A 21,662-nucleotide genomic window follows, 5' to 3' on the forward strand; every position below is an offset into this window, starting at 1 on the left:
GCCGACATTCCGAGGGTCTGGGGGATCATCCCCCAGGACTTCCTTTTTCTCAGCTCCCCAGCGCAACGACCCCGCCGGTAGAGCCGAACCCGCCCTCCCCGCGCTCGGTCGCTTCCAGTTCCTCGACGGTCAGCCAGGAAGCCCGCGTCACCGGCGCCAGCACAAGCTGCGCCACGCGATCGCCGCGCAGGATCTCGAAGGGCTTCGCACCGTGGTTGATCAGGATCACCTTCAGCTCGCCGCGGTAGTCCGAATCGATCGTGCCCGGAGCATTCGGCACCGAAATCCCGTGCTTGAGCGCAAGGCCGGAGCGCGGACGCACCTGGATCTCGAACCCCGGCGGGATCGCCATGGCGAGGCCGGTGGCGACCGCGTGGCGCGCGCCCGGAGCCAGCGTCACGTCCTCGGCCGAGACCACGTCCATCCCCGCTGCGCCGTCGGTCGCATAGGCGGGAAGGTCCAGGCCTTCGCCATGAGGAAGGATCTTGACCGGAACCGGGACGTCAACGGGGGAGTGCATCTGCGAACCTTTCGACGAGGGCGCGCGCGACGTCCTCCTTGGGCATTTCGGGTAGACTGATCACATCGTCCGCGCGCACGATGTGGACCGCATTGACGTCCCCGCCCATCACATCGCCCGATACGTCGTTGCCGATGATCCAGTCGGCGCCCTTGCGTTTGCGCTTTTCGGTGGCGTAGCGGATGACGTCCTGCGTCTCGGCGGCAAAGCCGATCACCAGCGGCGGGCGATTCGGCCCGGTCGCAAGCGTGGCGAGAATGTCGGGATTTTCGGTGAGCAGCAGCGCCGGCGGCTCCGAACCGTTTTTCTTCAGCTTCTGGTCTGCGGACTGCGCAACGCGCCAGTCGGCGACGGCGGCAACCATCACGGCGATGTCGGCGGGGAGCGCCCCGCGCACCGCCTCTGCCATCTCCAGGGCGCTTTCCACATCGACGCGGTCGACGCCCGGCGGCGTGGGCAAATGCACCGGCCCGGCGACGAGCGTTACCCGCGCACCGGCTTGGGCGGCGGCGGCGGCGATGGCAAAGCCCTGTTTGCCAGAGGAGCGGTTGGCGATGTAGCGCACCGGATCGATCGGCTCCCAGGTGGGGCCGGCGGTGATCAGGACGTGGCGGCCGGAGAGCGGCCCCGAAAGCGACGCCGACGAGGGCCCACGCACGAGGTGCAGCGCATCGGGATCGGTCGCGGGGGCGCCGCGCGCTTCGCCCTTGCGGGCCGCAAGCGCGGCTTCCTCCGGGGTGAAACCAAGGTCTTCGTGGCTGGCCCGAGCATCGCCGGACGACATGGCCAAACCGCCCTTCCCGCGCGAGACCAGGCCGCCGGTAAGGCCGCCGAGGTCGAGGCCGTCAGCGTCGTCACGCGCCTGCCCGCCAAGGAAATCGCTCCCCGGCAGCGGTGCCACTTCGACCGGGCCGAGCCCGAGCGCCCAGGCGATGCGCTGCCAGATCGCCAGCGGATCCGGCAGGCGGCCGGGGCCGTATTCGCCGCAGGCCATCGTGCCTTCATCCGGCTCCATCACGTCCACGCCTGCGTCGCGCAAGGTCTGGACGTTGCGGGTAGTGGCCGCGTGCTGCCACATGCGCACGTTCATCGCGGGCACGGCCATGACCGGCTTGTCGGTGGCGAGCAGCATCGTCGTCGCCAGATCGTCGGCGATGCCTGCCGCCATCTTGGCCATGAGATCCGCCGTCGCCGGGCAGACGACCACCAGATCGGCCTCGCGGCTGAGCTGGATGTGGCCCATCTCGGCCTCGTTCTTGAGATCCCAGAGCGTGGTATAGACCGGCTTTTCCGAGAGCGCGGCCAGCGCCATGGGCGTCACGAAGTGCGCGCCGCCCTCGGTCAGCACACAGGTGACTTCGCCGCCTTCCTTGCGGATCTGCCGGACGAGTTCGCAGGACTTGTAGGCCGCGATACCGCCGCCCACGACCAGGAGAATGCGTGGTCCACTCATGGCTGCGGCTTGTGCAACAGCGGGAACGTGCGCGCAATCTGTTTGCGGCACCCGCCCTGCTGGAATTGCAGTAGACCGACAAGATGCCGTCGTCCCGGACCTGATCCGGGACCGCTGGCAAGGCCACGCCACCTTTCGAGCGTGGCGGGGGCTTATCGCGAGGTTGCGCCTAAAGAATTGCCAGCGGTCCCGGATCAAGTCCGGGACGACGGGTCTTTACGCCAGCATCGTCCAGTACGTCAGGCCGAACGCCACGGCGCCGCCGACCAGTGCCGACAGGCCGTAGCCCAGCCACTGCGTGGGTTCCGGACGGCGCGGGAAGATCAGTTCCACTTCGGGAAGCGGCGCCTGTTCGGGCGCGCCGCCCTTGGGCGGGAACTTCTCCTCGATCCGCCGCACCAGCGCGGGCAGGCGGAACAGCGTGCCGAGATCCTCGCGCAGGCGATCGGCGATGACCGCTTCCGGGCCGAGTTCGTCGCGCAGCCAGCTCTTCACAAACGGCGCGGAGACGTCCCACATGTTGATGTCGGGATCGAGCGCGGTGGCCAGCCCCTCGACCATGACCATCGTCTTCTGGAGCAGTAGCAGGTGCGGCTGCACGGCCATGTCGAAATCGCGGGTGATCGCGAAGAGCCCGTCGAGCATCTGGCCGACCGAAAGCTCGGAGACCGGCTTGCCGCGCATCGGCTCGCCCACGGCGCGCAGCGCGGTCGCGAACTCTTCCACCGTGTGGTAGCTCGGCACGTATTGCGCTTCGAAATGGATCTCGGCCACGCGGCGATAGTTGCCGGTGGTGAGGCCGTAGAGGATCTCTGCCAGCCAGAGCCGCGCCTGCCGGTTGATGCGGCCCATGATGCCAAAGTCGATGGCGACGATGGTGCCGTCGTCCTCCACGAACAGGTTGCCCTGGTGCATGTCGGCGTGGAAGAAGCCGCTGGAGATCGCCTGGGTCAGGAACGTGATCACCAGGCGATGGGCCAGCTTGGGAAGATCGTGACCGGCAGCGCGCAAGCCCGCCAGATCGCTCATCTTCGTTGCGCCGATCCACTCGATCGTCAGCACCTGGCCGTTGGTGCGGTCCCAGTCGATGTGCGGCACGCGGTAGCCGTGGATGCCCTTCATCGCGTCGGACAGTTCGGAGGCGGATGCCGCCTCGCGCCTGAGGTCCAGTTCGCGCAGGGTCCAGCGCTTGAGATTGGCGACGACCGCGCGCGGGCGCAGGCGCGCAGCCTCCCCGCCCAGCGCTTCCAGGTGGGCGGCGGCCCATTCGTAAGTCTCGACATCGCGCGCGAACTGCTCGCGAATACCTGGGCGCAGCACCTTGACCGCGACAGTGCGCCCATCCGGCGTGGTGGCGCGGTGGACTTGCGCGATCGAGGCGGCCCCCACCGGGTTCTCGTCGATCGAGGTGAAGACCTGTTCGAGCGGGCGACCGAAGCTGCTCTCGATCACCTTGCGGATTTCCGAGAACGCCACCGGCGGCAGGCTGTCCTGCAAGGTCAGCAGGTTGCGCGCGGGGACTTCGCCGACAAGGTCCGGCCGGGTGGCCAAAGCCTGCCCGAGCTTGATCGCGGCGGGGCCGATGTCCTGGAAAGCGCCGGCATAGTCGGGCTCGACCGGCTGACGCGTGCCCAGGCGGGCGATCCGGGAGAGGCGCTTGACCTGCACCGGGGCGTTGCGATCGTTCTCAATGCCCCGCAGCGCGCCGTGGCGTGCGAGGACGCGCCCCCACTTTAGGAGGCGCAGGATGTGGGTCGTCGAACTGGTCACGGTGTGAGTCTCAGACCTTCCAGCCCGAGTGGATCGCGACGAGGCCGCCCATGATCGGCTCGACCTTGGTGTGCTTGAAGCCGGCCGCGCGGATCATCTTCTCGAATTCCGGCATCGGCGGGAAGCGGCGGATCGATTCGATCAGGTAGCGGTACGATTCGGCGTCACCGGCGATGGCCTGGCCGATCTTCGGTACCAGATGGTGCGAATAGGCGTCGTAGACTTCCTTGAAGCCCGGCCATTCGGTGGTCGAGAACTCAAGGCAGAAGAAGCGTCCGCCGAACTTGAGCACGCGGTGCGCCTCGGCCAGGGCCTTGTCGATATGCGTGACGTTGCGGATGCCGAAAGCGATCGTATAGGCGTCGAAGAAGCGATCCCCGAACGAGAGCACTTCGGCGTTCTGGCGCGACCAGACCAGGCCATCTATGCCCTGCTCCATCGCACGCTCGATGCCGACGTCCAGCATGTCCTGGTTGATGTCCGACACGGTGATCGAGGCGCCCTGCGCCGCCATGCGGAAGGCGATGTCGCCCGTGCCGCCCGCCATGTCGAGGATCTGCTCGCCATCGCGTGGCTTCACGCGGCGCACGAACTTGTCCTTCCAGAGCCGGTGCATGCCCACGGACATAGCATCGTTCATCACGTCGTACTTGCGTGCAACGCTGGAGAAGACAGCGCCGACGCGCCCTTCCTTCTCGTCGGGGCTGACCTCTTCGTAGCCGAAGGAAACCGTTTCGCTCATGGCGCAGTCCTCTAGCCTCCCGGCTGCCCCTGCGCCAGTCCGTCGCGTCTGTTATTTTGTCCTGCTCACGGCAAGCGCGGAAACCACGATGCCGGCCAGGATCAGCGCCATGCCGGCAAGGTGATAGCCTTGCAGCCGCTCTCCCAGCAGCAGGGCCGAAAGCAGCGCCCCGAACAGCGGCATCAGGGTGATCGCCTGCCCAGCCCGCGCCGGCCCCAGTTCGCCCGTCGCCCGGTTGTAGATGAAGTAGGCGATCACCGAAGGCAGCACGCCGACATAGGCGAAGGCGGCGACGACTTGTGGGCTCCACACCACGACCTGCCCTTGCGCGGCCTCCATCGCCGCCAGCGGCGCCATCGCCAAGGCGCCGATCGTGAATGTCAGAAGCAGCAGGCTCGTGGCCGAGATCGGCGGACGCTTGCGCAGGCAAACCGTGTAGAGCGACCAGGCCGCCACCGCGCAGAACACCAGCCCGTCTCCAGCGCCGAACTGCAACTGCATCAGCGCTGACGGATCGCCCCGGAACACGATTGCCAGGACGCCGAGCGTCGACACTGCGACGCCGAGGACATGCATCCGCCCCGGCCGTCCGCCGAAGATCGCGAAATCCAGCACCATGACCGCAGCCGGGATCGCCGCCTGCAACAACAGGGCATTGGCGGCCGTCGTATAATGCAGGCCCTTGTAGAGAAAGCCGTTGAAGCAGACGATCCCGAGAAACCCGAGCGCCAGCACCCAGCGCCATCCGGCCAGCGCCGCGGCCCGCTCCCGCCAGAGCTGCCGCGCGGCGAAAGGCAGGATGACCATGACCGCGATCGCCCACCGCCCGAGCGCCAGTGTGAACGGCGGAATATCGTCGCGCACCGCCCGCCCGGTTATCGAGTTGCCGGCCCAGAACAGCATGACCAGGCCGAGCATCAGAAAGGCGCGGGTTTGAGAGCGGTTGGTGTCCATCGGCTCCGCTTGCTTTGGAAGGGAGTGGAAGGAAAGGAAAAACGCAGGGGGATCATCCCCCTGCACCCTGATACTGTCGAGGTCTTGCCCTGCTCCGATGATGGGCGCGCCCACTGTAGCGTCGGGAGACCATTGGCTGCGCCGCAGGGAGCGCACGTCCGATAGACCGCGCGCAAGGCCGCCATTCCGAGGGTCCGGGGGATCATCCCCCGGGTCTTCCCCTTTTCCTTGCTCTCCCCGCCCCCTATCTCTTTCCCACGATGCCAGAACTCCCCGAAGTAGAAACCACCGTCCGCGGCCTCGCCCGCTACCTGGAGGGCGAGCGGATCGCCCGCGTCGCCCTGAACCGGCCCGACTTGCGCCGCCCGTTTCCGCCCGATCTGGTGCAGGTTCTGACCGGCGCGCGGGTCACGGCGATGGGCCGCCGCGCCAAGTACGGACTGATCCATACCGATCGCGAGCAGACCATGGTGTTTCACCTCGGCATGTCGGGCCGGTGGCGGATCGAACCTGAAAAGCCCGAGAAGCACGACCATCTCGTGATCGAGACCGGCTCGGGTCATGTGCTGGCGCTCAACGATGCGCGGCGATTCGGCTCGGTGGATCTGGTGCCGACGCAGGCGCTCGATTCGTGGGGGCCCTTCGCCGCGCTCGGCCCCGAGCCGCTGGGCGAAGGGCTGACGCCCGCGCATCTGAAAGCGGCACTGGCGGGGCGAATCGCGCCGATCAAGCAGATGCTGCTCGACCAGTCGGTGGTGGCGGGGCTCGGCAATATATACGTCTGCGAGGCGCTGTTTCGCGCAGGCATCCGGCCGGACAAGGAAGCCGGGTTGGTAAGCCTGCCGGCCTTGCGCAGGCTGGTCCCGGCGATCCGCGCGGTGCTGTCCGAATCGATCGCGGCGGGCGGCTCGACCATCCGCGATTACGCCCAGCCCAACGGCGAGCTGGGATATTTCGCTACCGCCTGGCAGGTCTATGGGCGAGAGGGGCAGGACTGTAACTGCGGCGCGCCGGTCCGGCGATTCGTGCAGGGCGGGCGGAGCACGTTCTGGTGCTCCCGCTGCCAAAGGTAATGGCAGCCCGCGCGGGGCTGGAGCGTCGCCGTTCTGCGCCCGAAAACCCGGAAACAGGCGGTTTCGCGGGCCTCCACCGGGTTGACGGAACGCCGCCACACCGCTAAGGGGCGCGCTTTCCGGCGAGTCCGCTCGCCTAGAGATTCGATCAGGCAATTGGGCCGCCATCACCGCTGTGGGGGGGCCAGACAGAGGAAATTCGATGGCCAACACGCCGCAAGCCCGCAAGCGCATCCGCCGCAACGACCGCCGCGCGGAGATCAATACCAACCGCGTCAGCCGCATCCGCACCTTCCTGAAGAAGGTGGAAACGGCGATCGCTGGTGGCGACAAGGGCGCTGCTGCTGCCGCTCTCAAGGAAGCCCAGCCCGAGCTGGCTCGCGGCGTGGCTCGCGGCGTGCTTCACAAGAACACGGCTTCGCGCAAGATGTCGCGCCTCACCAAGCGCGTCGCCTCGCTCGGCTGATCTTCCGGTCAGGCGCGCCCGAGGGCGCGTCGAACCGTGCGGCAACGGCCCGCGTCGCCACCTGAACTCTCGTTGTAACACGGGATTTCAGGTGGCGACGCGGGCCGAGCCCGTTTGCGCGCCCTCACTCCCGCGCGCTCCTTCCCCGCAATGGCGATCTTCGGCCTGAAGCGCGTTTCTCCAGCCCGTCTTGAAAGGCTTGCGAGGCGCGGTACGGCTTTCGAGCGGGCGGCTCGCGAAACACCACCGTCTGGAGCGCCGGGAAGGCCTGCTGAGTCGCACCGCGATTCGCAAATCGGGTCCGACCGAAGCTGGCGCGTGAGTACGTAAAGAGAACGAAGGTAAAGGCCGCAGCCGGGCTTGCCACGGCGCGCGACAGGGCTTGGGCGCGATGCTCATTCCCAAAGTCACGGAAACGTTGCGATTCGCACGCAGGTAGCGCGAACCACTCGATTAACCGACTGATATATTAGAGAATTTATCTCCATGACGGAAAAACGGCAGCCAGCCTGAGTCAACCGCCATAATTTTTTTTATTTGGGGAGTGCCGTCTTGCACCACGGCCAAACCCGTTTCTAAAAGAGTCCACAGGCCGTGCGGAACTGGCCGGGGAACATCGACAGCGACGAAACTCCTGCTGCAGGCATACTTGCGGCTCGGGGACGTTTTGTCCGCGTTTACCTCGCTCATCTAGAGCGTCCGCGGAGAGGTTCACCTCCCGTGGGCACCGGTTCCACGCACGGCATTCAACTTTCGCGGCCCGCTGGGCCACATTCGGGGTAGCTGCCAACCTAAGGGGAGTTGGTCCAGTGTCAGGTTCAACAGCGGGCCGGTCTCCGGCAAGTCAGGGCGCAAACGGCGTGATTAAGAAATCGAAGGCGGTACGAGTGGCGATGGAAGAGGATCAGGAAGCCGTGAATCTGGCGGCAGACTGGGCTGACATCAGCCAGGGCCTGCGCAAGGACCTGGGCCATCAGGCGCACAGCCAGTGGATCAAGCCGATCCAGCCCGGCAACTACTGCAAGGAAACGGGTACGCTCGATCTGTACCTGCCCACCGAATTTTCGGCGAACTGGGTGGCCGACCGCTTTGCGGACCGCCTGTCGCTGGCCTGGAAGATCGCCCGTCCCGACGTGCGCCACGTTCGCGTGCTCGTCCATCCCGGCCGCCGCCAGCTTCCCGAGCTGCGCCTGGGCGGCGGTGGCCGTCCCGCCAGCGCGCCGGCCAACGATTCGGCCCAGGGCTGGTCGAAGGACGGCACGGCCGATTCGATCGCCGCGGTTCTCCAGGGCGAGGCTTTCGCCGCGCTCGGCCAGGGGCCGGTCGGCATCGACGCCTCGCAGACGTTCACCTCGTTCGTGACCGGCCAGAGCAACGTGCTTGCCTGCAATGCCGCCCAGCGCATGGCCGCCACCGAGACGCCGCAGTTCTCGCCGCTCTACCTCAAGGGCGCGACCGGCCAGGGCAAGACCCACCTGCTGCACGCGATCGGCCACGCCTATCTCGCGAATCATCCGCATGCGCGGATCTTCTACTGCTCGGCCGAACGCTTCATGGTCGAATTCGTCCAGGCGCTGCGCCAGAACCAGATGATCGAGTTCAAGTCGCGCCTGCGCGGTTTCGACCTGCTGCTGGTGGACGACATCCAGTTCATCATCGGCAAGGCTTCGGCGCAGGAAGAGCTGCTCTACACGATCGATGCCCTGCTTCAGGAAGGCAAGCGCCTGGTCTTCGCAGCCGACCGCGCGCCCCAGGCGCTCGACGGTGTCGAGCCGCGCCTGCTCTCGCGCCTGTCGATGGGCCTCGTCGCCGATATCCAGCCCGCCGACATCGAACTGCGCCGCTCGATTCTCGAAAACCGCCTCGGCCGCTTCGCCTCGGTGGACGTGCCGGCCGATGTGATTGAGTTCCTGGCCCGCACCATCAACCGCAACGTGCGTGAACTGGTCGGCGGCCTCAACAAGCTGATCGCCTATGCCCAGCTGACCGGCCAGGCCGTTTCGCTCCAGCTGGCCGAGGAACAGCTTACCGACATCCTCTCGGCCAACCGCCGCCGCATCACCATCGACGAGATCCAGCGCACGGTCTGCCAGTTCTACCGGATCGACCGGACCGAGATGAGCTCCAAGCGTCGCGCCCGCGCCGTCGTGCGCCCGCGCCAGGTGGCCATGTACCTCGCCAAAGTGCTGACGCCGCGCTCCTATCCGGAAATCGGCCGCAAGTTCGGCGGACGCGACCACTCGACCGTGATTCACGCGGTCCGCCTCATCGAGGAACTGCGCAGCCGCGATGCCGACATGGACGGCGACGTCCGCTCGCTCCTGCGCCAGCTGGAATCCTGAGAACCGCTTTCATTGCCGTGGGCCGCGCCGATGTTACGGGCGGCCCACGGCAAGTAACGTCGCGGCCCTCACCGCCGATACCCGGCGTAATTGTACGCAGCGTGCATCTTTTCCGGTGCAAGCTCAGCTAAGCCCCCCCCAGACGCAAAATTTTAACCACTGGATAAGCGGAGTGTTGTAGTCTCCCTGCGACCGGGCGCTGTTTGCCCGACCGATGAGGCTCCCCGATGCGCTTCTATCAGGCCACGACCTTCCTGTTTCCTCGCCGTTATGAATGGCGCCTGCTGCTTGTCTGCTTCGGCGCGGTGCATGTTCCGCTGATCGCCTGCATCGCCTATCAGGGCATGACCGGACAGTGGGATTCCAACATGCTGCTGATCCTGCTGGCCGCGACCCTGCTCGGCACCGTGCTGGGCCTCGCTGCCATCCACGCCTTGCTAAGCCCGATCACCACCGCAACGCAGATGCTGCGCTCGGTCCAGGCCGGAGAGCGGGTGGGCATGGTGCCGATCGGCAACGAGGATCTGGTGGGGCGCCTGCTTCACGGCGTTGCGGTAGCCGCCAACGAATCGGCTGCCCGCATAGAGCGGCTGATCGAGGCTTCCGAGCGCGACGAACTGACCGGCCTGCGCAACCGGCGCGGCTTTCTCGATTCGGCGCGCCGCCTGCTGGGCAGCGGACAGAACGCCGTCTTCGCCATGGTCGATATCGACCGCTTCAAGGCCATCAACGACCGGTTCGGCCACGCCACCGGCGACGCGCTGCTGCGCGAGGTGGCGCTGCGGCTGGAGCACGGCGTACGCCGATCGGACGTGGTCGCGCGCTGGGGCGGAGAGGAATTCGCGATCCTGTTCCCGGACACGCTGCTGGAGGAAGCCCGCATGGTGATGGAGCGGCTGCGCGCCAGCATCGCCCTCGATCCCAGTCTGCGCGGCGACGAATGGCCGGTGACCTTTTCCTGCGGCCTTGCCCCCGTGCGCAGCTACACCCATCTGGAGAATGCCACCCGCAATGCCGACAGCGCGCTCTATGCCGCCAAGAACGGCGGTCGCAACCGGGTGCAGATATCGCGGGACGAATAGCGCGCCCCGGCCATCGCACCGCCAAGGCGATCCCGCCGCTCCGCCTGCCGCTTGCCCGGCCATGCTCCGATGCTGTAGGTCGGGATCATGAGTCCCACCCTTCCCGCAGCCTATTCGCAAGCCATCCTGCGCGGCATACGCTGCCGCTGCCCGCGCTGCGGCGAAGGCCGCCTGTTCCGCAAGTGGCTGAAGCCGCTCGAACGCTGCCCGGTCTGCACCCTCGACCTGACCCCCCAGCGGGCGGACGATTTCCCGGCCTATATCGCCATGATCGTGACCGGGCACCTGATGGCGCCGCTGATCATCGCCTTGTCCAAGGACTTTCACTTGGGCGTTGCCGCCATGTTCGCGATCCTCGTGCCGCTGGCCGTGGCGATGATGATCGGCATGCTCCAGCCCGCCAAGGGCGCGGTGATCGCCACCCAGTGGTGGTTCGGCATGCACGGCTTCCGCAAGGAGCGCCTGCCCGAGCCGGAAGCCGCCGATGCTGTCGGGGACACCGGCCAGGAATGACTCTTTCGCCGGAACGACTCCAGCGCTTCGCGCGTCATATCGTGCTGCCGGAAGTGGGCGGCGCCGGGCAAGTGGCCCTGGCCGATGCGCATGTGGTGCTTGTCGGCTGCGGCGGGATAGGCAGTCCTGCCCTTCAATATCTCGCCGCAGCCGGCATAGGACGGCTGACGCTGATCGATGACGACACGGTGGACGTCAGCAATCTGCAACGCCAGACGATTTATTCGCCATCGGATATCGGCAAGCCCAAGGCGGAAGCGGCGGCCGAATGGGTGCGGCGCTTTGATCTTGGCCTTGAGATCTTGCCATGCGTTACGCGTCTCGGGGGTGACAACGCAGCAAGGATTCTCTCCGGCGCAAGCGTGGTACTGGACGGGTGTGACAACTTCGCGACTCGGCTACTGGTGTCGGATAGCTGTGTAGAACTCGGCATTCCCCTCACGTCTGCGGCAGTTGGCCGCTTCCAGGGCCAGGTCGCCAACTTTGCCGGACACCTCCCGAATCAGGCCTGCTACCGCTGCTTCGTGGGCGATGCCTTCGACGCGCAGGACTGCGATACTTGCGCGGCGGACGGGGTGCTGGGGGCGATGGTCGGCATGGTCGGCACGTTCGCGGCCATGCATGCGATGCGCGTGCTGCTGGACGGCAAGGCCGCGCTGGGCGCGCCGCAATACGGTACGCTTCACCTGATCGACGGCCTGGCGCCGTCGATGCGACCGCTCCGGATCGCCAAGGATCCCGGCTGCCGCGCCTGCGGCGTCAAGACGCCCGTTCAGGCCGCTCTGCCATCATAGGTATAGACCCGTAGCCCGGCGAGCAGTTCGGGCGCGAACAGGCGCATGTTCACGCCCATGCGGTCCTGCGTCGGGTCGACCGGGCTCCAGTGCGTGGTACAGCCGCACTGGGGGCAGTGCCAGAACGTCAGGACTTTGTCGCCCGTCTGGTATCCCGCAAGCGCGCCGGTGATCCGCACCGTCGCCGGACGGTGATAGGACCACAATGTCCCCAGCCGGTGGCAGACCGAGCAGTTGCAGTCGCAGACCTCGCGCGGCTCTTCGGCCAGTTCCAGCGTGACCGCGCCGCAGTGGCAGCTTCCCTGATGTCTCATCTGTCCAGCACCTCATCCACCCAGGCCGCTACCAGTTCGGTCGCGGCACCATGGCGCGCCTCGTCGAACCAATGCGTGCCTTGCGAGGGCTCGAGATTCAGTTCCAGGGTCTGCGCTCCGAACTCCCGCGCATTGCGCACGAAGCCCGCCGCCGGATAGACCGCGCCCGAAGTGCCGATGGAAACGAACAGGTCCGCGCGTTCGAGTGCCTCGAAAATCTCGTCCATGCGGTAAGGCATTTCACCGAACCAGACGATGTCGGGCCGCAAAGCCGCCTCGCCGCACTCGGGGCAAGCCGGGCGGTCGATCAGCGATCCCGTCCAGCGCGAGCGTTCATCGCAGGCCATGCACCAGGCATTGAGGTGTTCGCCATGCATATGGAGCACGCGCGTCTCGTTCAAACCGATTTGGGCCCCTGCCCTCTCATGCAGATCGTCCACGTTCTGGGTGACGATCAGCAATTCGCCCGGCCACTCGCGGTCCAGACTCGCCAGCGCCAGATGAGCGGCGTTGGGCGCCTTGGTCTGGATCGCCTCGCGCCGCATGTCGTAGAAGCGCAGGACCAGATCGGGATCGCGCGCGAAAGCTTCCGGCGTGGCCACATCCTCTACGCGGTGCTGCTCCCACAGGCCGCCGCCCCCGCGAAAGGTATCGATGCCGCTTTCGGCGCTTACGCCCGCGCCGGTGAGGATGACGATGTTGCGGATGTCCTTCATCCCGGCCATGAGACCAGCCTTCAACGGAGACGGCAAGTGGCACGAATCGGAATTATCGGCAGCGCTGGGCGCATGGGACAGGCGATCGCGCAGGCCATTGCGGCTGCCGGCGAAGAACTGTCCGGCGGCGTCGGCCGCGACGGCGACATCGGCGGGCTGGCCGCCCATTCGGACGTGCTGATCGACTTCTCCACCCCTACCGCGCTCGAAGCCAACCTGGATGCTGCGGTGGACGCGGGCATTCCGATCGTCGTCGGCACCACCGGCCTCGAGGAACGCCATCACTGGCTGATCGATTCGGCGGCGCAGCACATTCCCGTGCTCCAGACCGGCAATACCTCGCTCGGCGTCACCCTGCTGGCCCACCTCGTGCGCGAGGCTGCAAGCCGCCTTGGCGAAGACTGGGACATCGAGATCGTCGAGACCCACCACCGCATGAAGGTCGATGCCCCCTCCGGCACCGCGCTGCTGCTGGGCGACGCCGCTGCCAAGGGCCGCGAAGTCAGCCTGGCCGAAACCGCCGTGCGCGGCCGCGACGGCATTACCGGCAAGCGCGAGGCAGGCACCATCGGCTTCGCGGCCCTGCGCGGCGGCACCGTGGCGGGGGACCATACCGTGCACTTCCTGGGCGACAGCGAGCGCCTCTCGTTCTCCCACCTTGCCGAGAACCGCACGATCTTCGCGCGTGGAGCGGTCAAGGCGGCGCAATGGCTCACGCACAAGCACGCCGGCCGCTACACCATGCCCGAGGTTCTGGACCTTTGAACAAGGCCGAGATTTTCGAATTCTTCCGCCGTCTCGCCGAGCTTAACCCCTCGCCCGAGACCGAACTGGAATTCGGCAACAACTACCAGCTTCTGGTCGCGGTGGTCCTCTCCGCGCAGTCCACGGACGTGGGCGTCAACAAGGCCACGCGGGCGCTGTTCCGCGAAGTGAAGACGCCGGCGCAGATGGTCGAACTGGGCGAAGACGGGCTGAAGGAGCACATCAAGACCATCGGCCTGTTCAACGGCAAGGCGAAGAATGTCATCGCGCTCTCGCAGATCCTCGTCGATCGCTACGGCGGCGAAGTGCCGGAAGACCGCGATGCGCTGGTCGAACTGCCGGGCGTCGGCCGCAAGACCGCCAACGTCGTCATGAACTGCGCCTTCGGGGCAGAGACCTTCGCGGTGGACACCCATATCTTCCGCGTCGGCAACCGCACCGGCATCGCCAAGGGAAAGACCCCGCTGGCGGTCGAGAAGCAGCTTGAAAAGCGCGTGCCCCAACCCTTCCGCGTGGGATCGCACCACTGGATGATCCTGCACGGACGCTACATCTGCAAGGCCCGCACGCCCGAATGCTGGCGCTGCCCGGTCGTTGACTTGTGCGACTACAAGGACAAGGTTCTGGCGAAGGGAGCCGCTCGCAAGGCTGCCTGAACGGGAGGATGTGCCATGTTCCGCAGTCGCCTCGTCTTTGCCAGCGCACCGCTTCTATTAGCCGCCTGCTCCCAGCAGGAAGCCAAGCCGCCGCCGCCGGTCAGCCCCGCCGCAGAGGCCATCGGCCCCGCGCAGAACTGCCTGCCGCTCGCGCAGTTCTCCAGCACCCGCATCCGCGACGACTGGACCATCGATTTCATCGGCGGCGCCGGAAACCGGGTCTGGCGAGTAACTCTGCCGAACCGCTGTCCGGGGTTGAGGGCAGCGGACAGCTTCACTTACGCGACCTCGCTGTCACAGCTTTGCCGGCAGGATATCATCTATCCGCTCAATCGCGTCGGGAATGGGTTCCAGCGAGGAGCCGGGTGCGGGCTGGCGCCGTTCACGCCGGTCAAGTTGAGCCAATAGAAGAAGAGATAAGTCCTGGGGGATGATCCCCCAGACCCTCGGAACGCAGGGGGGCTATGCTCCCCTGCCCTTTCTCTTCAACTCTCGTACTGCTCGGGATCGATATTCAACCCGCGCCGCCCTTCCGACGACGTCCGCGTCGGCGCATGCGGCATCTCCTCATCCGGATCGACAAGCGGCTGGAGCATGCCCTCGCTGCGGGTGATCACCGCCGTCGCCACCGCATTGCCGACCACATTGGTCGCCGAGCGGCCCATGTCGAGGAAGGTATCGATGCCCAGCAGGAGCGCTATGCCTTCCACCGGCAGGCCGAACTGCGTCAGCGTGGCCGCGATCACCACCAGGCTGGCGCGCGGCACCCCGGCGATGCCCTTGGAACTGACCATCAGCGTCAGCAGCATCAGGATCTGCGTGCCGATCGGAACGTGGATGCCATAGGCCTGGGCAATGAAGATCGACGCGAAGCTCATGTAGATCATCGAGCCGTCAAGATTGAAGCTGTAGCCCAGCGGCAGGATGAAGCCCGAGATGCGGCGCGGCACGCCGAAGCGGTCGAGCTGCTCGAACAGCTTGGGCAGGCTCGCTTCCGACGATGCGGTGGAGAACGAGAGCAGCAGCGGCTCGCGGATGTAGCGGAACAGGGTAACGATCCGTCCGCGCAGGAATATCCCGCCGATCAGGAACAGCAGCACCCAGAGCAGCAGCATCGCGAAGTAGAACTCGCTGACCAGCACGCCGTAAGTCACGATGATGCCAAGCCCCTGCGTGGCGATCACGCTGGCAAGCGCGCCGAACACCGCGAACGGCGCGAAGCGCATGACGTAGTCGGTCACTTGCAGCATCAGCTCCGACAGCGCCTCGCTCACCTTGACGATGATCGCGCCCTTCTCGCCGATGGCGGTCAGGCCGACTCCGACGAAAAGCGAGAACACCAGGATCTGCAGGATGTTGTTTTCGGCCATCGCGTCGACGGCGCTGCTCGGGAAGATCTCCAGGATGAAGTGACGCAAGGTCAGTTCACCCATTTCCAGCTTGCCCAGGTCCGAACCGGTGGTGAGCCCGACGCCGACGCCCGGCTTGAACAGGTTCACCAGCACCAGGCCGAGCCCGAGCGAGATCAGGCTGGCCGAGATGAACCAGCCCAGCGCCTTGCCGCCGATCCGGCCCAGCGCGGCGCTGTCGCCCATGCCGGATATGCCGGTGACGATCGTCGCGAAGACCAGCGGCGCGATGATCATCTTGATCAGCTTGAGGAAGACGTCGGGCAGCAGCTTGAAGTAATCGGCCCACTGCACCAGGCGCGGGTCTTCGGCGGGGAAGGCGGCATGAAGCACCCAGCCCACGAAGATGCCGAGCACCATGCCGATAATGATATAGAGCGTCAGGCGCCTGCCCATTCCCACCTCGCAATAAAATTGCCGGGAAGACTAACAGCGTGACCCGTGCGGTCAACGCTGCCGGACGCGGTTTCCGTCAGTTTCGGGATACTGTTAGCTTTGCGCCAGCGCCGCCTCGGTCACGCGGCGATAGATGCGAACCAGCACATCGAGATCGGGAATCGCCACGGCCTCGTCGCGCTTGTGCATGGTCGCGTTCGACAAACCGAATTCGATCACCGGCGACAGGTCTTTCAGGAAACGCGCGTCCGAAGTGCCCCCGCTGGTGGAAAGCTCCGGCTCCACGCCGGTTTCCGCCCGGATCGCTTCCGCCAGCATCGATGAGAACGCGCCCGGCTCGGTGAGGAACGCCTCTCCGGAAATCACCGGGCGCGCCGTGCCGCCGTGACGCTCGGCGATTTCGGTGACGCGGCGCGACAGGCTCTCGCCGGTGTGAAGGTCGTTGAAACGGATCGAGATGCGGGCCGAGGCCTTGGTCGGGATCACGTTGGTCGCGGGGTTGCCCACGGTGAGGTCGGTCACTTCGAGGTTGCTGGCCTGGAACCAGTCCGTGCCCTCGTCGAGCACCAGGGCATCGAGTTCGGCGAGCATCGCCACCAGCTTGGGGATCGGATTGTCGGCCAGATGGGGATAGGCGACGTGGCCCTGCACGCCTTCCACTTCGAGCCAGATGTTGACCGAGCCGCGGCGGCCGATCTTCATCATGTCTCCCAGGCGGTGGACCGAGGTCGGCTCTCCCACCAGGCAGAGGTCGGGAATCTGGCCCATCGCGCGCATGTGGTCGATCAGTGCGAGCGTACCGAAGCGCGCCGGGCCTTCCTCGTCGCCAGTGATGATGAAGCTGATCGTGCCCGCTTCCGCCGGGATCTGCGCGGCGGCGGCGACCATGGCGGCGATCGAGCCCTTCATGTCCACCGCGCCCCGGCCGTAAAGCAGCTCTCCGCGCACTTCCGGCGCGAAGGGGGCGCTGGTCCAGCCCTCGCCCGGCGGCACGACGTCTAGGTGCCCGGCGAAGGCGAAATGGCGCGAGCCTTCCGGGCCCTTGCGGATCGCGAAGAGGTTCTCGACCGGGCCGTCCGGAGCCTCGCCCGCGAGGAAGCGATGGACCGCGAAGCCGAATGGGGTCAGCTGGCTTTCCAGGCAATCGAACACCGCGCCGGTGGCGGGGGTGACGCTGGGGCAGGCCAGCAGGGCTTCGGCTAGGGCAAGGACGGTCTGGGTCATGACGCGGGCCATTGCACAGGACCGCGCCCAAGACCATAGCGCAAGCACAGGCAGGAACATGAGCTGGCAAGGGAGTGGGCCATGCCCAGACTGGATATCGAAGCCCTACCGCAATCCAACCGCACCGGCTATCCGGAGCCCTTCGACGCCGCCGTGGAGGGCCGGTGGTGGCGTCGCCTGGCGCCGGCGGGCGGGCTCACCGAAATGGGTGCCAGCCATGTCGTGCTGAAGCCCGGCGCCTGGTCCAGCCAGCGGCACTGGCATCGGGACGAGGACGAACTTCTGATCATGATCTCGGGCGAGGCCGTGCTGGTGGAAGACGGCGGCCGCACACTGGTCCGCGCCGGAGACGTCTGCGCCTGGCCCAAGGGCGTGGAGGACGGGCATCACCTCATCAACGAAAGCGATGCCGACTGCGTGTTCGTGGCCGTCAGCACCGGCAATAAGGACGGATCGGGCGCCTACCCGGACATCGACATGCAGTTCGATGCCGATGGCTACTTCCACAAGGACGGCAGGCCCTATCCCACCGAACGACTGCGGTGATCGCCCTTACTCGATCGGCGTTTCGTACTGCTCGATCACCCAGTCCTCCGCCTCGGCGGCGTTGATCCACTGCTGCATCCACTCGTGCTCCCACACGGCCTGCATATAGGCCTGCGCAAAGCCGGGGACGCCGATACCGTAAGTCAGGAAACGGCTGACGACCGGAGCGTAGATCACGTCCGCCGCGCCGAAGGTGCCGAACAGGAACGGCCCGCCCTTGCCGAACCGGGCACGGGCTTCGGCCCAGAGCGTGAGAATGCGCACGATGTCCGCGCGCACGTCTTCGCCCAGCGAGACCCCCTGCACGCGATTGCGGATGTTCATCGGGCAGGCCCGGCGCAAGGGCATGTAGCTGGAGTGCATTTCCGCCACCATCGATCGCGCCATGGCCCGCGCCGCATCGTCTTTCGGCCAGAACCGATCGCGCCCCACCTTGTCCGCGAGATATTCGATGATCGCCAGACTGTCCCAGACGACCGCCTCGTCGTCCCACAGGATCGGCACTTTGCCGTGGCTCGGCGCCAGGTCTTCGGAACTGCGCTTGGCTTCCCAGTCGTCCCCGAACAGCGGAACGGTGATCTCCTCGAAGGCCAGGCCCGACTGCTTGCAGGCCAGCCAACCGCGCAGCGACCAGCTCGAGTAGTTCTTGTTGCCGATGATGAGCTTCACTGCGCATTTCCCCGTATGCCAAGTATCGGGCCTATCGGTTCAGCCTGGCAAAGTCGAGGATGAACGAAGTCGCAAGATGTCGCAGAAGGCAGCGGAGCATGCCCCCCGCGCCGCAATGTGCGCAGGACGCATAACGGCGCGCAAGGTCGACATTCCGAGGGTCTGGGGGATCATCCCCCAAGACTCCTCTCTCGCCTTTAGAACAATCGCGTCAGATAGAAGAACAGCGCGCCGACGATAGCACTCGCCGGGATCGTCACGAACCAGGCGACGATCACCCGGCTCGCCACCGACCAGCGCACCGCGCTCGCCCGGCGTGCGGCACCGGTGCCGACTACGGCCCCGGTGATAGCATGGGTAGTGGATACCGGAATGCCCATGGCGCTGGCACCGAAAACCACGATCGAGCCTGCGGTGGAGGCGCAGAAGCCCGAGTGATGGTTCAGCTTGGTGAGCTTGGACCCCATGGTCTTGATGATCTTCCACCCGCCCGAGAGCGTGCCGATCGAGATCGCGGCGTAGCACGAGATCACCACCCATTCGGGAACGTGGAAACCGCCCTGGAGATGGCCGGTGGAATAGAGCAGCACCGCGATGATGCCCATCGTCTTCTGGGCATCGTTACCGCCGTGGCTGATCGAATAGGCAGCCGACGAGAACAGGTGCAGCGTCTTGAAGATGCCGTTCGAGGCGCGCGGCGTCGTGCCCCTGAACACCCACGAGGTCAGCAGCATCATCAACATGGCGATCATGAAGCCAAGCACCGGGGACGCCACGATGGCGATCACCGTCTTTACGGTGCCTTCCGATTCGACCACGCCCGGTCCGGCAGCGGCGATTCCCGCCCCCAGCAACCCGCCGATCAGGGCATGGCTGGAGGATGAGGGAATGCCCTTGATCCAGGTGAGCACGTTCCAGAACATGGCGCCCACCAAGGCACCGAACACGACGGCGGGCGTAACCGCATCCTTGTCGATGATGCCCTTGCCCACCGTCTCGGCGACGTGGAGGCCCATGATCCAGTAGGCCGCGAAGTTGCCGAAGGCGGCGAACAGCACGGCGACGACCGGCGAAAGCAGGCGCGTCGCCACCACGGTGGCGATGGCGTTGGCGGCGTCGTGAAGGCCGTTGAGGAAGTCGAAGGCGAGCGCCAGCGCGACAAGGCCGAACAACAGCGGCAGGGCGAGCGTATGTTCCATGGTGAAAGGCCGCCGGTCAGGCGTGGTCGATCACGAGACCGTCGATCTCGTTCGCGATGTCCTCGAAGCGATCGACCACGCGTTCGAGGCGCCGGAACATCTCCTGGCGAACGATGAAGTGCAGCGCATCGCCCCCTGCATCCGCCTTGAACACGCGCTTGAGGCCGGCGGCGTGTATCTCGTCCGCATGGCCTTCCATGCGCACGAGGCGCTCGGTCAGTTCGTGCAGGCGATGGCCGTTGTCGGCAATCTTGCGCAGGAGCGGCATGATCTCCGCCGTGAGGCGCGCGGCGTCGACGATGATCGCCGCCATGTCGATCATCTCGGGCTCGAACTCGGCGACCTCGTAGAGGTTCACCGCGTTGGCCACCTGCTGCATCTCGTCGATGGCATCGTCCATCGTGGTGATGAGGCTGGTGATCGAGGAGCGGTCGAACGGCGTCAGGAAGGTGCGGCGCACCGTCTGGAGCACTTCGCGGGTAATGTCGTCGGCGTCATGCTCGCGCTCACCCACTTCGCGGATGTGCTGCGCGCGGCCGGGGCCGCCCTGCGCCAGACGGGCGAGAGCGTCGGCGCCGGCCACCAGGGTGGCGGCTTGCCGCTCGAACAACTCAAAGAAGTCGCCCTGCTGCGGCAGCAACTTCTGGAACCAGGCAAACATTGTATTGATCCCTGTCTTGTCGGCCATCCGATCAGCCACCACGCCGATCAGGCGGGCGGGACTGGCGGCGGCGCGAAACTCGCGCGCGCCGAACGAACGGATCAGCGCGCGAAGGTCCTCTTCGTCGACCGCCTTAGCGGCCTCCGCCATCGAGAACCAGCGGCGTTCGCGCTGATGCTGTTCGTCCCAGGAGTCAAGCTCCTCGGTGACGGCGAAGGGGAATACATCCACATCCGCCCAGACCGATGCACCCGAAGCACGGGTCTTGCGATAACGGTAGGAACCGAGGGGAATCGGGCAGGCCGCCCCGCGAACGCCCGCTTCCTCTTCCGCTTCGACGGCGGCCGCCGCGTGCGGGGGAAGCCCCTTCATCAACCCGCCCTTGGGAATCACCCAGCGCCGCGACTGGCGCGAGGTGATCAGAAGGATCTGGATCGGCGCATCGACCGCGGGTCCGGTGGCGCGATAGGGAAGAACGGCAATCTGGCGCATGGCGAGACTCCTTCTTCTCATTGACGCGACCGAGCGCCTCTAGGGGAACCCGCGCCGTCACGCAATCGTCACAAAGGGAGTTTTCCGGTGGTTGGTCGGGAGCGCCGGCGATGACCACGCAGTTTCAGCCGCAAGCTACGGATTTTATGGAGAAAGCGGATGATGCGGCAGCGGTGGCGCGGCCTCAGGCTCCCCCGAAAACCGGCGGGACTGGTGCAAAACAACCAGCCCCACTGGCTTTCCGGCAAACCCGATCAGATCTGCGAATCAGCGAATACCGCTGCGCGCAGCTCGGCGATGCCCAGTCCCTTCTCGGACGAGGTGATGTGCACTTCCGGGAAGGCGGCCGGATGCTTGCGCGCTTCGGCAATCGTTTCGGCGTGAACCTTTTCCAGCTCGCTCGCCTTGATCTTGTCTGCCTTGGTGAGGACGATGCGGTAGCCGACAGCGGCCTCATCCAGCATCTTCATCATCTCTGCGTCGACGTCCTTCACGCCATGGCGCGAATCGACCAGCAGCAGCGTGCGCTTGAGCACCACGCGGCCGCGCAGGTAATCGCGCACCAGGCGGCGCCAGGTCTCGACGACCTTGGGCGGCGCCTTGGCGAAGCCGTAGCCCGGCATGTCGACCAGGCGGAACTGCATCGGTTCGCCCACTTCGAAGAAGTTCAGCTCCTGCGTGCGCCCCGGCGTCACCGAAGTGCGCGCGATCGACTTGCGACCCGTAAGCGCATTGAGCAGCGACGACTTGCCGACGTTCGATCGTCCGCAGAACGCGATTTCAGGCGCGTCGGGATCGGGCAGGAACTTGAGCGCGGGCGCGCTCTTCAGGAACGTCACCGGTCCCGAAAAGAGCTTGCGCGCCTGCTCGATCAGTTCTGCCTGTTCTTGTTCTTCCATGTCAGTC

The 21,662-nt window shown here is 66.0% G+C and carries 23 protein-coding genes; 10 read left to right on the forward strand and 13 right to left on the reverse strand.

Going from position 1 to position 21,662, the window contains the following annotated elements; genetic code table 11:
• Positions 1 to 49 precede the first annotated feature (49 nt).
• From dut to ACI3K3_RS19615, 5 genes are all read right to left on the reverse strand, one after another.
• The gene (gene dut / locus ACI3K3_RS19595; protein WP_404916718.1) at positions 50 to 520 is read right to left on the reverse strand and encodes a dUTP diphosphatase; all 471 of its coding nucleotides are present in this window, start codon (positions 518 to 520) and stop codon (positions 50 to 52) included.
• A complete protein-coding gene (locus ACI3K3_RS19600) occupies positions 504 to 1,973 on the reverse strand; it encodes a bifunctional phosphopantothenoylcysteine decarboxylase/phosphopantothenate synthase (RefSeq protein ID WP_404916720.1) in 1,470 nt (489 codons plus the stop codon). The genes dut and ACI3K3_RS19600 overlap by 17 nt, the downstream gene beginning before the upstream one ends.
• A 216-nt stretch (positions 1,974 to 2,189) precedes the next feature.
• Complete coding sequence (ubiB, locus tag ACI3K3_RS19605; protein ID WP_404916722.1) at positions 2,190 to 3,743, reverse strand: 2-polyprenylphenol 6-hydroxylase; 1,554 nt, start codon at positions 3,741 to 3,743, stop codon at positions 2,190 to 2,192.
• Between the two features lie 10 nt (positions 3,744 to 3,753).
• On the reverse strand, positions 3,754 to 4,485 hold the full coding sequence (locus tag ACI3K3_RS19610) for a class I SAM-dependent methyltransferase (RefSeq protein ID WP_404916724.1): 732 nt from the start codon (positions 4,483 to 4,485) through the stop codon (positions 3,754 to 3,756).
• Positions 4,486 to 4,536: 51 nt separating this feature from the next.
• The gene (locus ACI3K3_RS19615; protein WP_404916726.1) at positions 4,537 to 5,439 is read right to left on the reverse strand and encodes a DMT family transporter; all 903 of its coding nucleotides are present in this window, start codon (positions 5,437 to 5,439) and stop codon (positions 4,537 to 4,539) included.
• 260 nt (positions 5,440 to 5,699) lie between these two features.
• On the opposite strand from ACI3K3_RS19615, the gene mutM reads away from it, so the two are divergent.
• The 6 genes from mutM to ACI3K3_RS19645 all read left to right on the forward strand — a co-directional run bounded on the left by mutM (position 5,700) and on the right by ACI3K3_RS19645 (position 11,709).
• The gene (mutM, locus tag ACI3K3_RS19620) at positions 5,700 to 6,512 is read left to right on the forward strand and encodes a bifunctional DNA-formamidopyrimidine glycosylase/DNA-(apurinic or apyrimidinic site) lyase (RefSeq protein WP_404916728.1); all 813 of its coding nucleotides are present in this window, start codon (positions 5,700 to 5,702) and stop codon (positions 6,510 to 6,512) included.
• 202 nt (positions 6,513 to 6,714) lie between these two features.
• Positions 6,715 to 6,978: a 30S ribosomal protein S20 gene (gene rpsT, locus ACI3K3_RS19625; protein ID WP_404916730.1), complete on the forward strand. Its 264-nt coding sequence runs from the start codon at positions 6,715 to 6,717 to the stop codon at positions 6,976 to 6,978.
• 893 nt (positions 6,979 to 7,871) lie between these two features.
• Positions 7,872 to 9,320, forward strand: a complete 1,449-nt coding sequence (dnaA, locus tag ACI3K3_RS19630) for a chromosomal replication initiator protein DnaA (protein ID WP_404916784.1) — start codon at positions 7,872 to 7,874, stop codon at positions 9,318 to 9,320.
• A gap of 227 nt (positions 9,321 to 9,547) precedes the next feature.
• Positions 9,548 to 10,402, forward strand: coding sequence for a GGDEF domain-containing protein (locus tag ACI3K3_RS19635; protein ID WP_404916732.1), 855 nt, complete (start codon positions 9,548 to 9,550; stop codon positions 10,400 to 10,402).
• Between the two features lie 87 nt (positions 10,403 to 10,489).
• Positions 10,490 to 10,915, forward strand: coding sequence for a DUF983 domain-containing protein (locus tag ACI3K3_RS19640; RefSeq protein ID WP_404916734.1), 426 nt, complete (start codon positions 10,490 to 10,492; stop codon positions 10,913 to 10,915).
• Positions 10,912 to 11,709 carry a HesA/MoeB/ThiF family protein gene (locus ACI3K3_RS19645; protein WP_404916736.1) on the forward strand — a complete coding sequence of 266 codons (798 nt, stop codon included), beginning with the start codon at positions 10,912 to 10,914 and terminating at the stop codon, positions 11,707 to 11,709. The genes ACI3K3_RS19640 and ACI3K3_RS19645 overlap by 4 nt, the downstream gene beginning before the upstream one ends.
• Here ACI3K3_RS19645 and ACI3K3_RS19650 read toward each other — a convergent pair.
• Positions 11,688 to 12,023 (reverse strand): GFA family protein, encoded by a 336-nt coding sequence (locus tag ACI3K3_RS19650; protein ID WP_404916738.1) that lies wholly within the window; start codon positions 12,021 to 12,023, stop codon positions 11,688 to 11,690. The genes ACI3K3_RS19645 and ACI3K3_RS19650 overlap by 22 nt on opposite strands.
• Positions 12,020 to 12,739: an NAD-dependent deacylase gene (locus tag ACI3K3_RS19655; protein WP_404916786.1), complete on the reverse strand. Its 720-nt coding sequence runs from the start codon at positions 12,737 to 12,739 to the stop codon at positions 12,020 to 12,022. Before ACI3K3_RS19655 ends, ACI3K3_RS19650 begins: the two co-directional genes overlap by 4 nt.
• A gap of 36 nt (positions 12,740 to 12,775) precedes the next feature.
• Here ACI3K3_RS19655 and dapB point away from each other — a divergent pair, with 36 nt between their 5' ends.
• From dapB to ACI3K3_RS19670, 3 genes are read left to right on the forward strand one after another with little or no spacing between them, the layout of a single operon-like run.
• Entirely contained in the window at positions 12,776 to 13,504 is a 729-nt protein-coding gene (gene dapB, locus ACI3K3_RS19660) for a 4-hydroxy-tetrahydrodipicolinate reductase (RefSeq protein WP_404916740.1), read from the forward strand.
• Positions 13,501 to 14,160 (forward strand): endonuclease III, encoded by a 660-nt coding sequence (gene nth / locus ACI3K3_RS19665; protein ID WP_404916742.1) that lies wholly within the window; start codon positions 13,501 to 13,503, stop codon positions 14,158 to 14,160. The genes dapB and nth overlap by 4 nt, the downstream gene beginning before the upstream one ends.
• Positions 14,161 to 14,175: 15 nt before the next feature.
• Positions 14,176 to 14,568, forward strand: coding sequence for a hypothetical protein (locus ACI3K3_RS19670; RefSeq protein WP_404916744.1), 393 nt, complete (start codon positions 14,176 to 14,178; stop codon positions 14,566 to 14,568).
• A 77-nt stretch (positions 14,569 to 14,645) separates the two neighbouring features.
• On the opposite strand, the gene ACI3K3_RS19675 is transcribed toward ACI3K3_RS19670, so the two are convergent.
• Together ACI3K3_RS19675 and dapE are read right to left on the reverse strand one after the other, a co-directional pair.
• Complete coding sequence (locus tag ACI3K3_RS19675; RefSeq protein WP_404916746.1) at positions 14,646 to 15,965, reverse strand: dicarboxylate/amino acid:cation symporter; 1,320 nt, start codon at positions 15,963 to 15,965, stop codon at positions 14,646 to 14,648.
• Between the two features lie 93 nt (positions 15,966 to 16,058).
• The gene (gene dapE, locus ACI3K3_RS19680; protein WP_404916748.1) at positions 16,059 to 17,201 is read right to left on the reverse strand and encodes a succinyl-diaminopimelate desuccinylase; all 1,143 of its coding nucleotides are present in this window, start codon (positions 17,199 to 17,201) and stop codon (positions 16,059 to 16,061) included.
• A 69-nt stretch (positions 17,202 to 17,270) separates the two neighbouring features.
• On the opposite strand from dapE, the gene ACI3K3_RS19685 reads away from it, so the two are divergent.
• Positions 17,271 to 17,735, forward strand: coding sequence for a cupin domain-containing protein (locus ACI3K3_RS19685; RefSeq protein WP_404916749.1), 465 nt, complete (start codon positions 17,271 to 17,273; stop codon positions 17,733 to 17,735).
• A 6-nt stretch (positions 17,736 to 17,741) separates the two neighbouring features.
• Here ACI3K3_RS19685 and ACI3K3_RS19690 read toward each other — a convergent pair whose 3' ends face one another.
• The 4 genes from ACI3K3_RS19690 to yihA form a co-directional block, all read right to left on the reverse strand.
• Positions 17,742 to 18,404 carry a glutathione S-transferase family protein gene (locus ACI3K3_RS19690; protein WP_404916751.1) on the reverse strand — a complete coding sequence of 221 codons (663 nt, stop codon included), beginning with the start codon at positions 18,402 to 18,404 and terminating at the stop codon, positions 17,742 to 17,744.
• Positions 18,405 to 18,601: 197 nt separating this feature from the next.
• On the reverse strand, positions 18,602 to 19,603 hold the full coding sequence (locus tag ACI3K3_RS19695; protein ID WP_404916753.1) for an anion permease: 1,002 nt from the start codon (positions 19,601 to 19,603) through the stop codon (positions 18,602 to 18,604).
• A 16-nt stretch (positions 19,604 to 19,619) separates the two neighbouring features.
• A complete protein-coding gene (locus ACI3K3_RS19700; RefSeq protein ID WP_404916755.1) occupies positions 19,620 to 20,756 on the reverse strand; it encodes a DUF47 family protein in 1,137 nt (378 codons plus the stop codon).
• A 254-nt stretch (positions 20,757 to 21,010) separates the two neighbouring features.
• On the reverse strand, positions 21,011 to 21,655 hold the full coding sequence (gene yihA, locus ACI3K3_RS19705; RefSeq protein WP_313441765.1) for a ribosome biogenesis GTP-binding protein YihA/YsxC: 645 nt from the start codon (positions 21,653 to 21,655) through the stop codon (positions 21,011 to 21,013).
• Positions 21,656 to 21,662: the final 7 nt, after the last annotated feature.

This window comes from Novosphingobium sp. ZW T3_23 (assembly GCF_044987305.1).
Taxonomy (GTDB): domain Bacteria; phylum Pseudomonadota; class Alphaproteobacteria; order Sphingomonadales; family Sphingomonadaceae; genus Novosphingobium.

Coding starts and splice junctions, on each gene's coding strand:
- dut (WP_404916718.1), bottom strand. CDS start 520: ATGCACTCCCCCGTTGACGTCCCGGTTCCGGTCAAGATCCTTCCTCAT.
- ACI3K3_RS19600 (WP_404916720.1), bottom strand. CDS start 1,973: ATGAGTGGACCACGCATTCTCCTGGTCGTGGGCGGCGGTATCGCGGCC.
- ACI3K3_RS19610 (WP_404916724.1), bottom strand. CDS start 4,485: ATGAGCGAAACGGTTTCCTTCGGCTACGAAGAGGTCAGCCCCGACGAG.
- ACI3K3_RS19615 (WP_404916726.1), bottom strand. CDS start 5,439: ATGGACACCAACCGCTCTCAAACCCGCGCCTTTCTGATGCTCGGCCTG.
- mutM (WP_404916728.1), top strand. CDS start 5,700: ATGCCAGAACTCCCCGAAGTAGAAACCACCGTCCGCGGCCTCGCCCGC.
- rpsT (WP_404916730.1), top strand. CDS start 6,715: ATGGCCAACACGCCGCAAGCCCGCAAGCGCATCCGCCGCAACGACCGC.
- dnaA (WP_404916784.1), top strand. CDS start 7,872: ATGGAAGAGGATCAGGAAGCCGTGAATCTGGCGGCAGACTGGGCTGAC.
- ACI3K3_RS19635 (WP_404916732.1), top strand. CDS start 9,548: ATGCGCTTCTATCAGGCCACGACCTTCCTGTTTCCTCGCCGTTATGAA.
- ACI3K3_RS19640 (WP_404916734.1), top strand. CDS start 10,490: ATGAGTCCCACCCTTCCCGCAGCCTATTCGCAAGCCATCCTGCGCGGC.
- ACI3K3_RS19645 (WP_404916736.1), top strand. CDS start 10,912: ATGACTCTTTCGCCGGAACGACTCCAGCGCTTCGCGCGTCATATCGTG.
- ACI3K3_RS19650 (WP_404916738.1), bottom strand. CDS start 12,023: ATGAGACATCAGGGAAGCTGCCACTGCGGCGCGGTCACGCTGGAACTG.
- ACI3K3_RS19655 (WP_404916786.1), bottom strand. CDS start 12,739: ATGAAGGACATCCGCAACATCGTCATCCTCACCGGCGCGGGCGTAAGC.
- ACI3K3_RS19670 (WP_404916744.1), top strand. CDS start 14,176: ATGTTCCGCAGTCGCCTCGTCTTTGCCAGCGCACCGCTTCTATTAGCC.
- ACI3K3_RS19675 (WP_404916746.1), bottom strand. CDS start 15,965: ATGGGCAGGCGCCTGACGCTCTATATCATTATCGGCATGGTGCTCGGC.
- dapE (WP_404916748.1), bottom strand. CDS start 17,201: ATGGCCCGCGTCATGACCCAGACCGTCCTTGCCCTAGCCGAAGCCCTG.
- ACI3K3_RS19685 (WP_404916749.1), top strand. CDS start 17,271: ATGCCCAGACTGGATATCGAAGCCCTACCGCAATCCAACCGCACCGGC.
- ACI3K3_RS19695 (WP_404916753.1), bottom strand. CDS start 19,603: ATGGAACATACGCTCGCCCTGCCGCTGTTGTTCGGCCTTGTCGCGCTG.
- ACI3K3_RS19700 (WP_404916755.1), bottom strand. CDS start 20,756: ATGCGCCAGATTGCCGTTCTTCCCTATCGCGCCACCGGACCCGCGGTC.
- yihA (WP_313441765.1), bottom strand. CDS start 21,655: ATGGAAGAACAAGAACAGGCAGAACTGATCGAGCAGGCGCGCAAGCTC.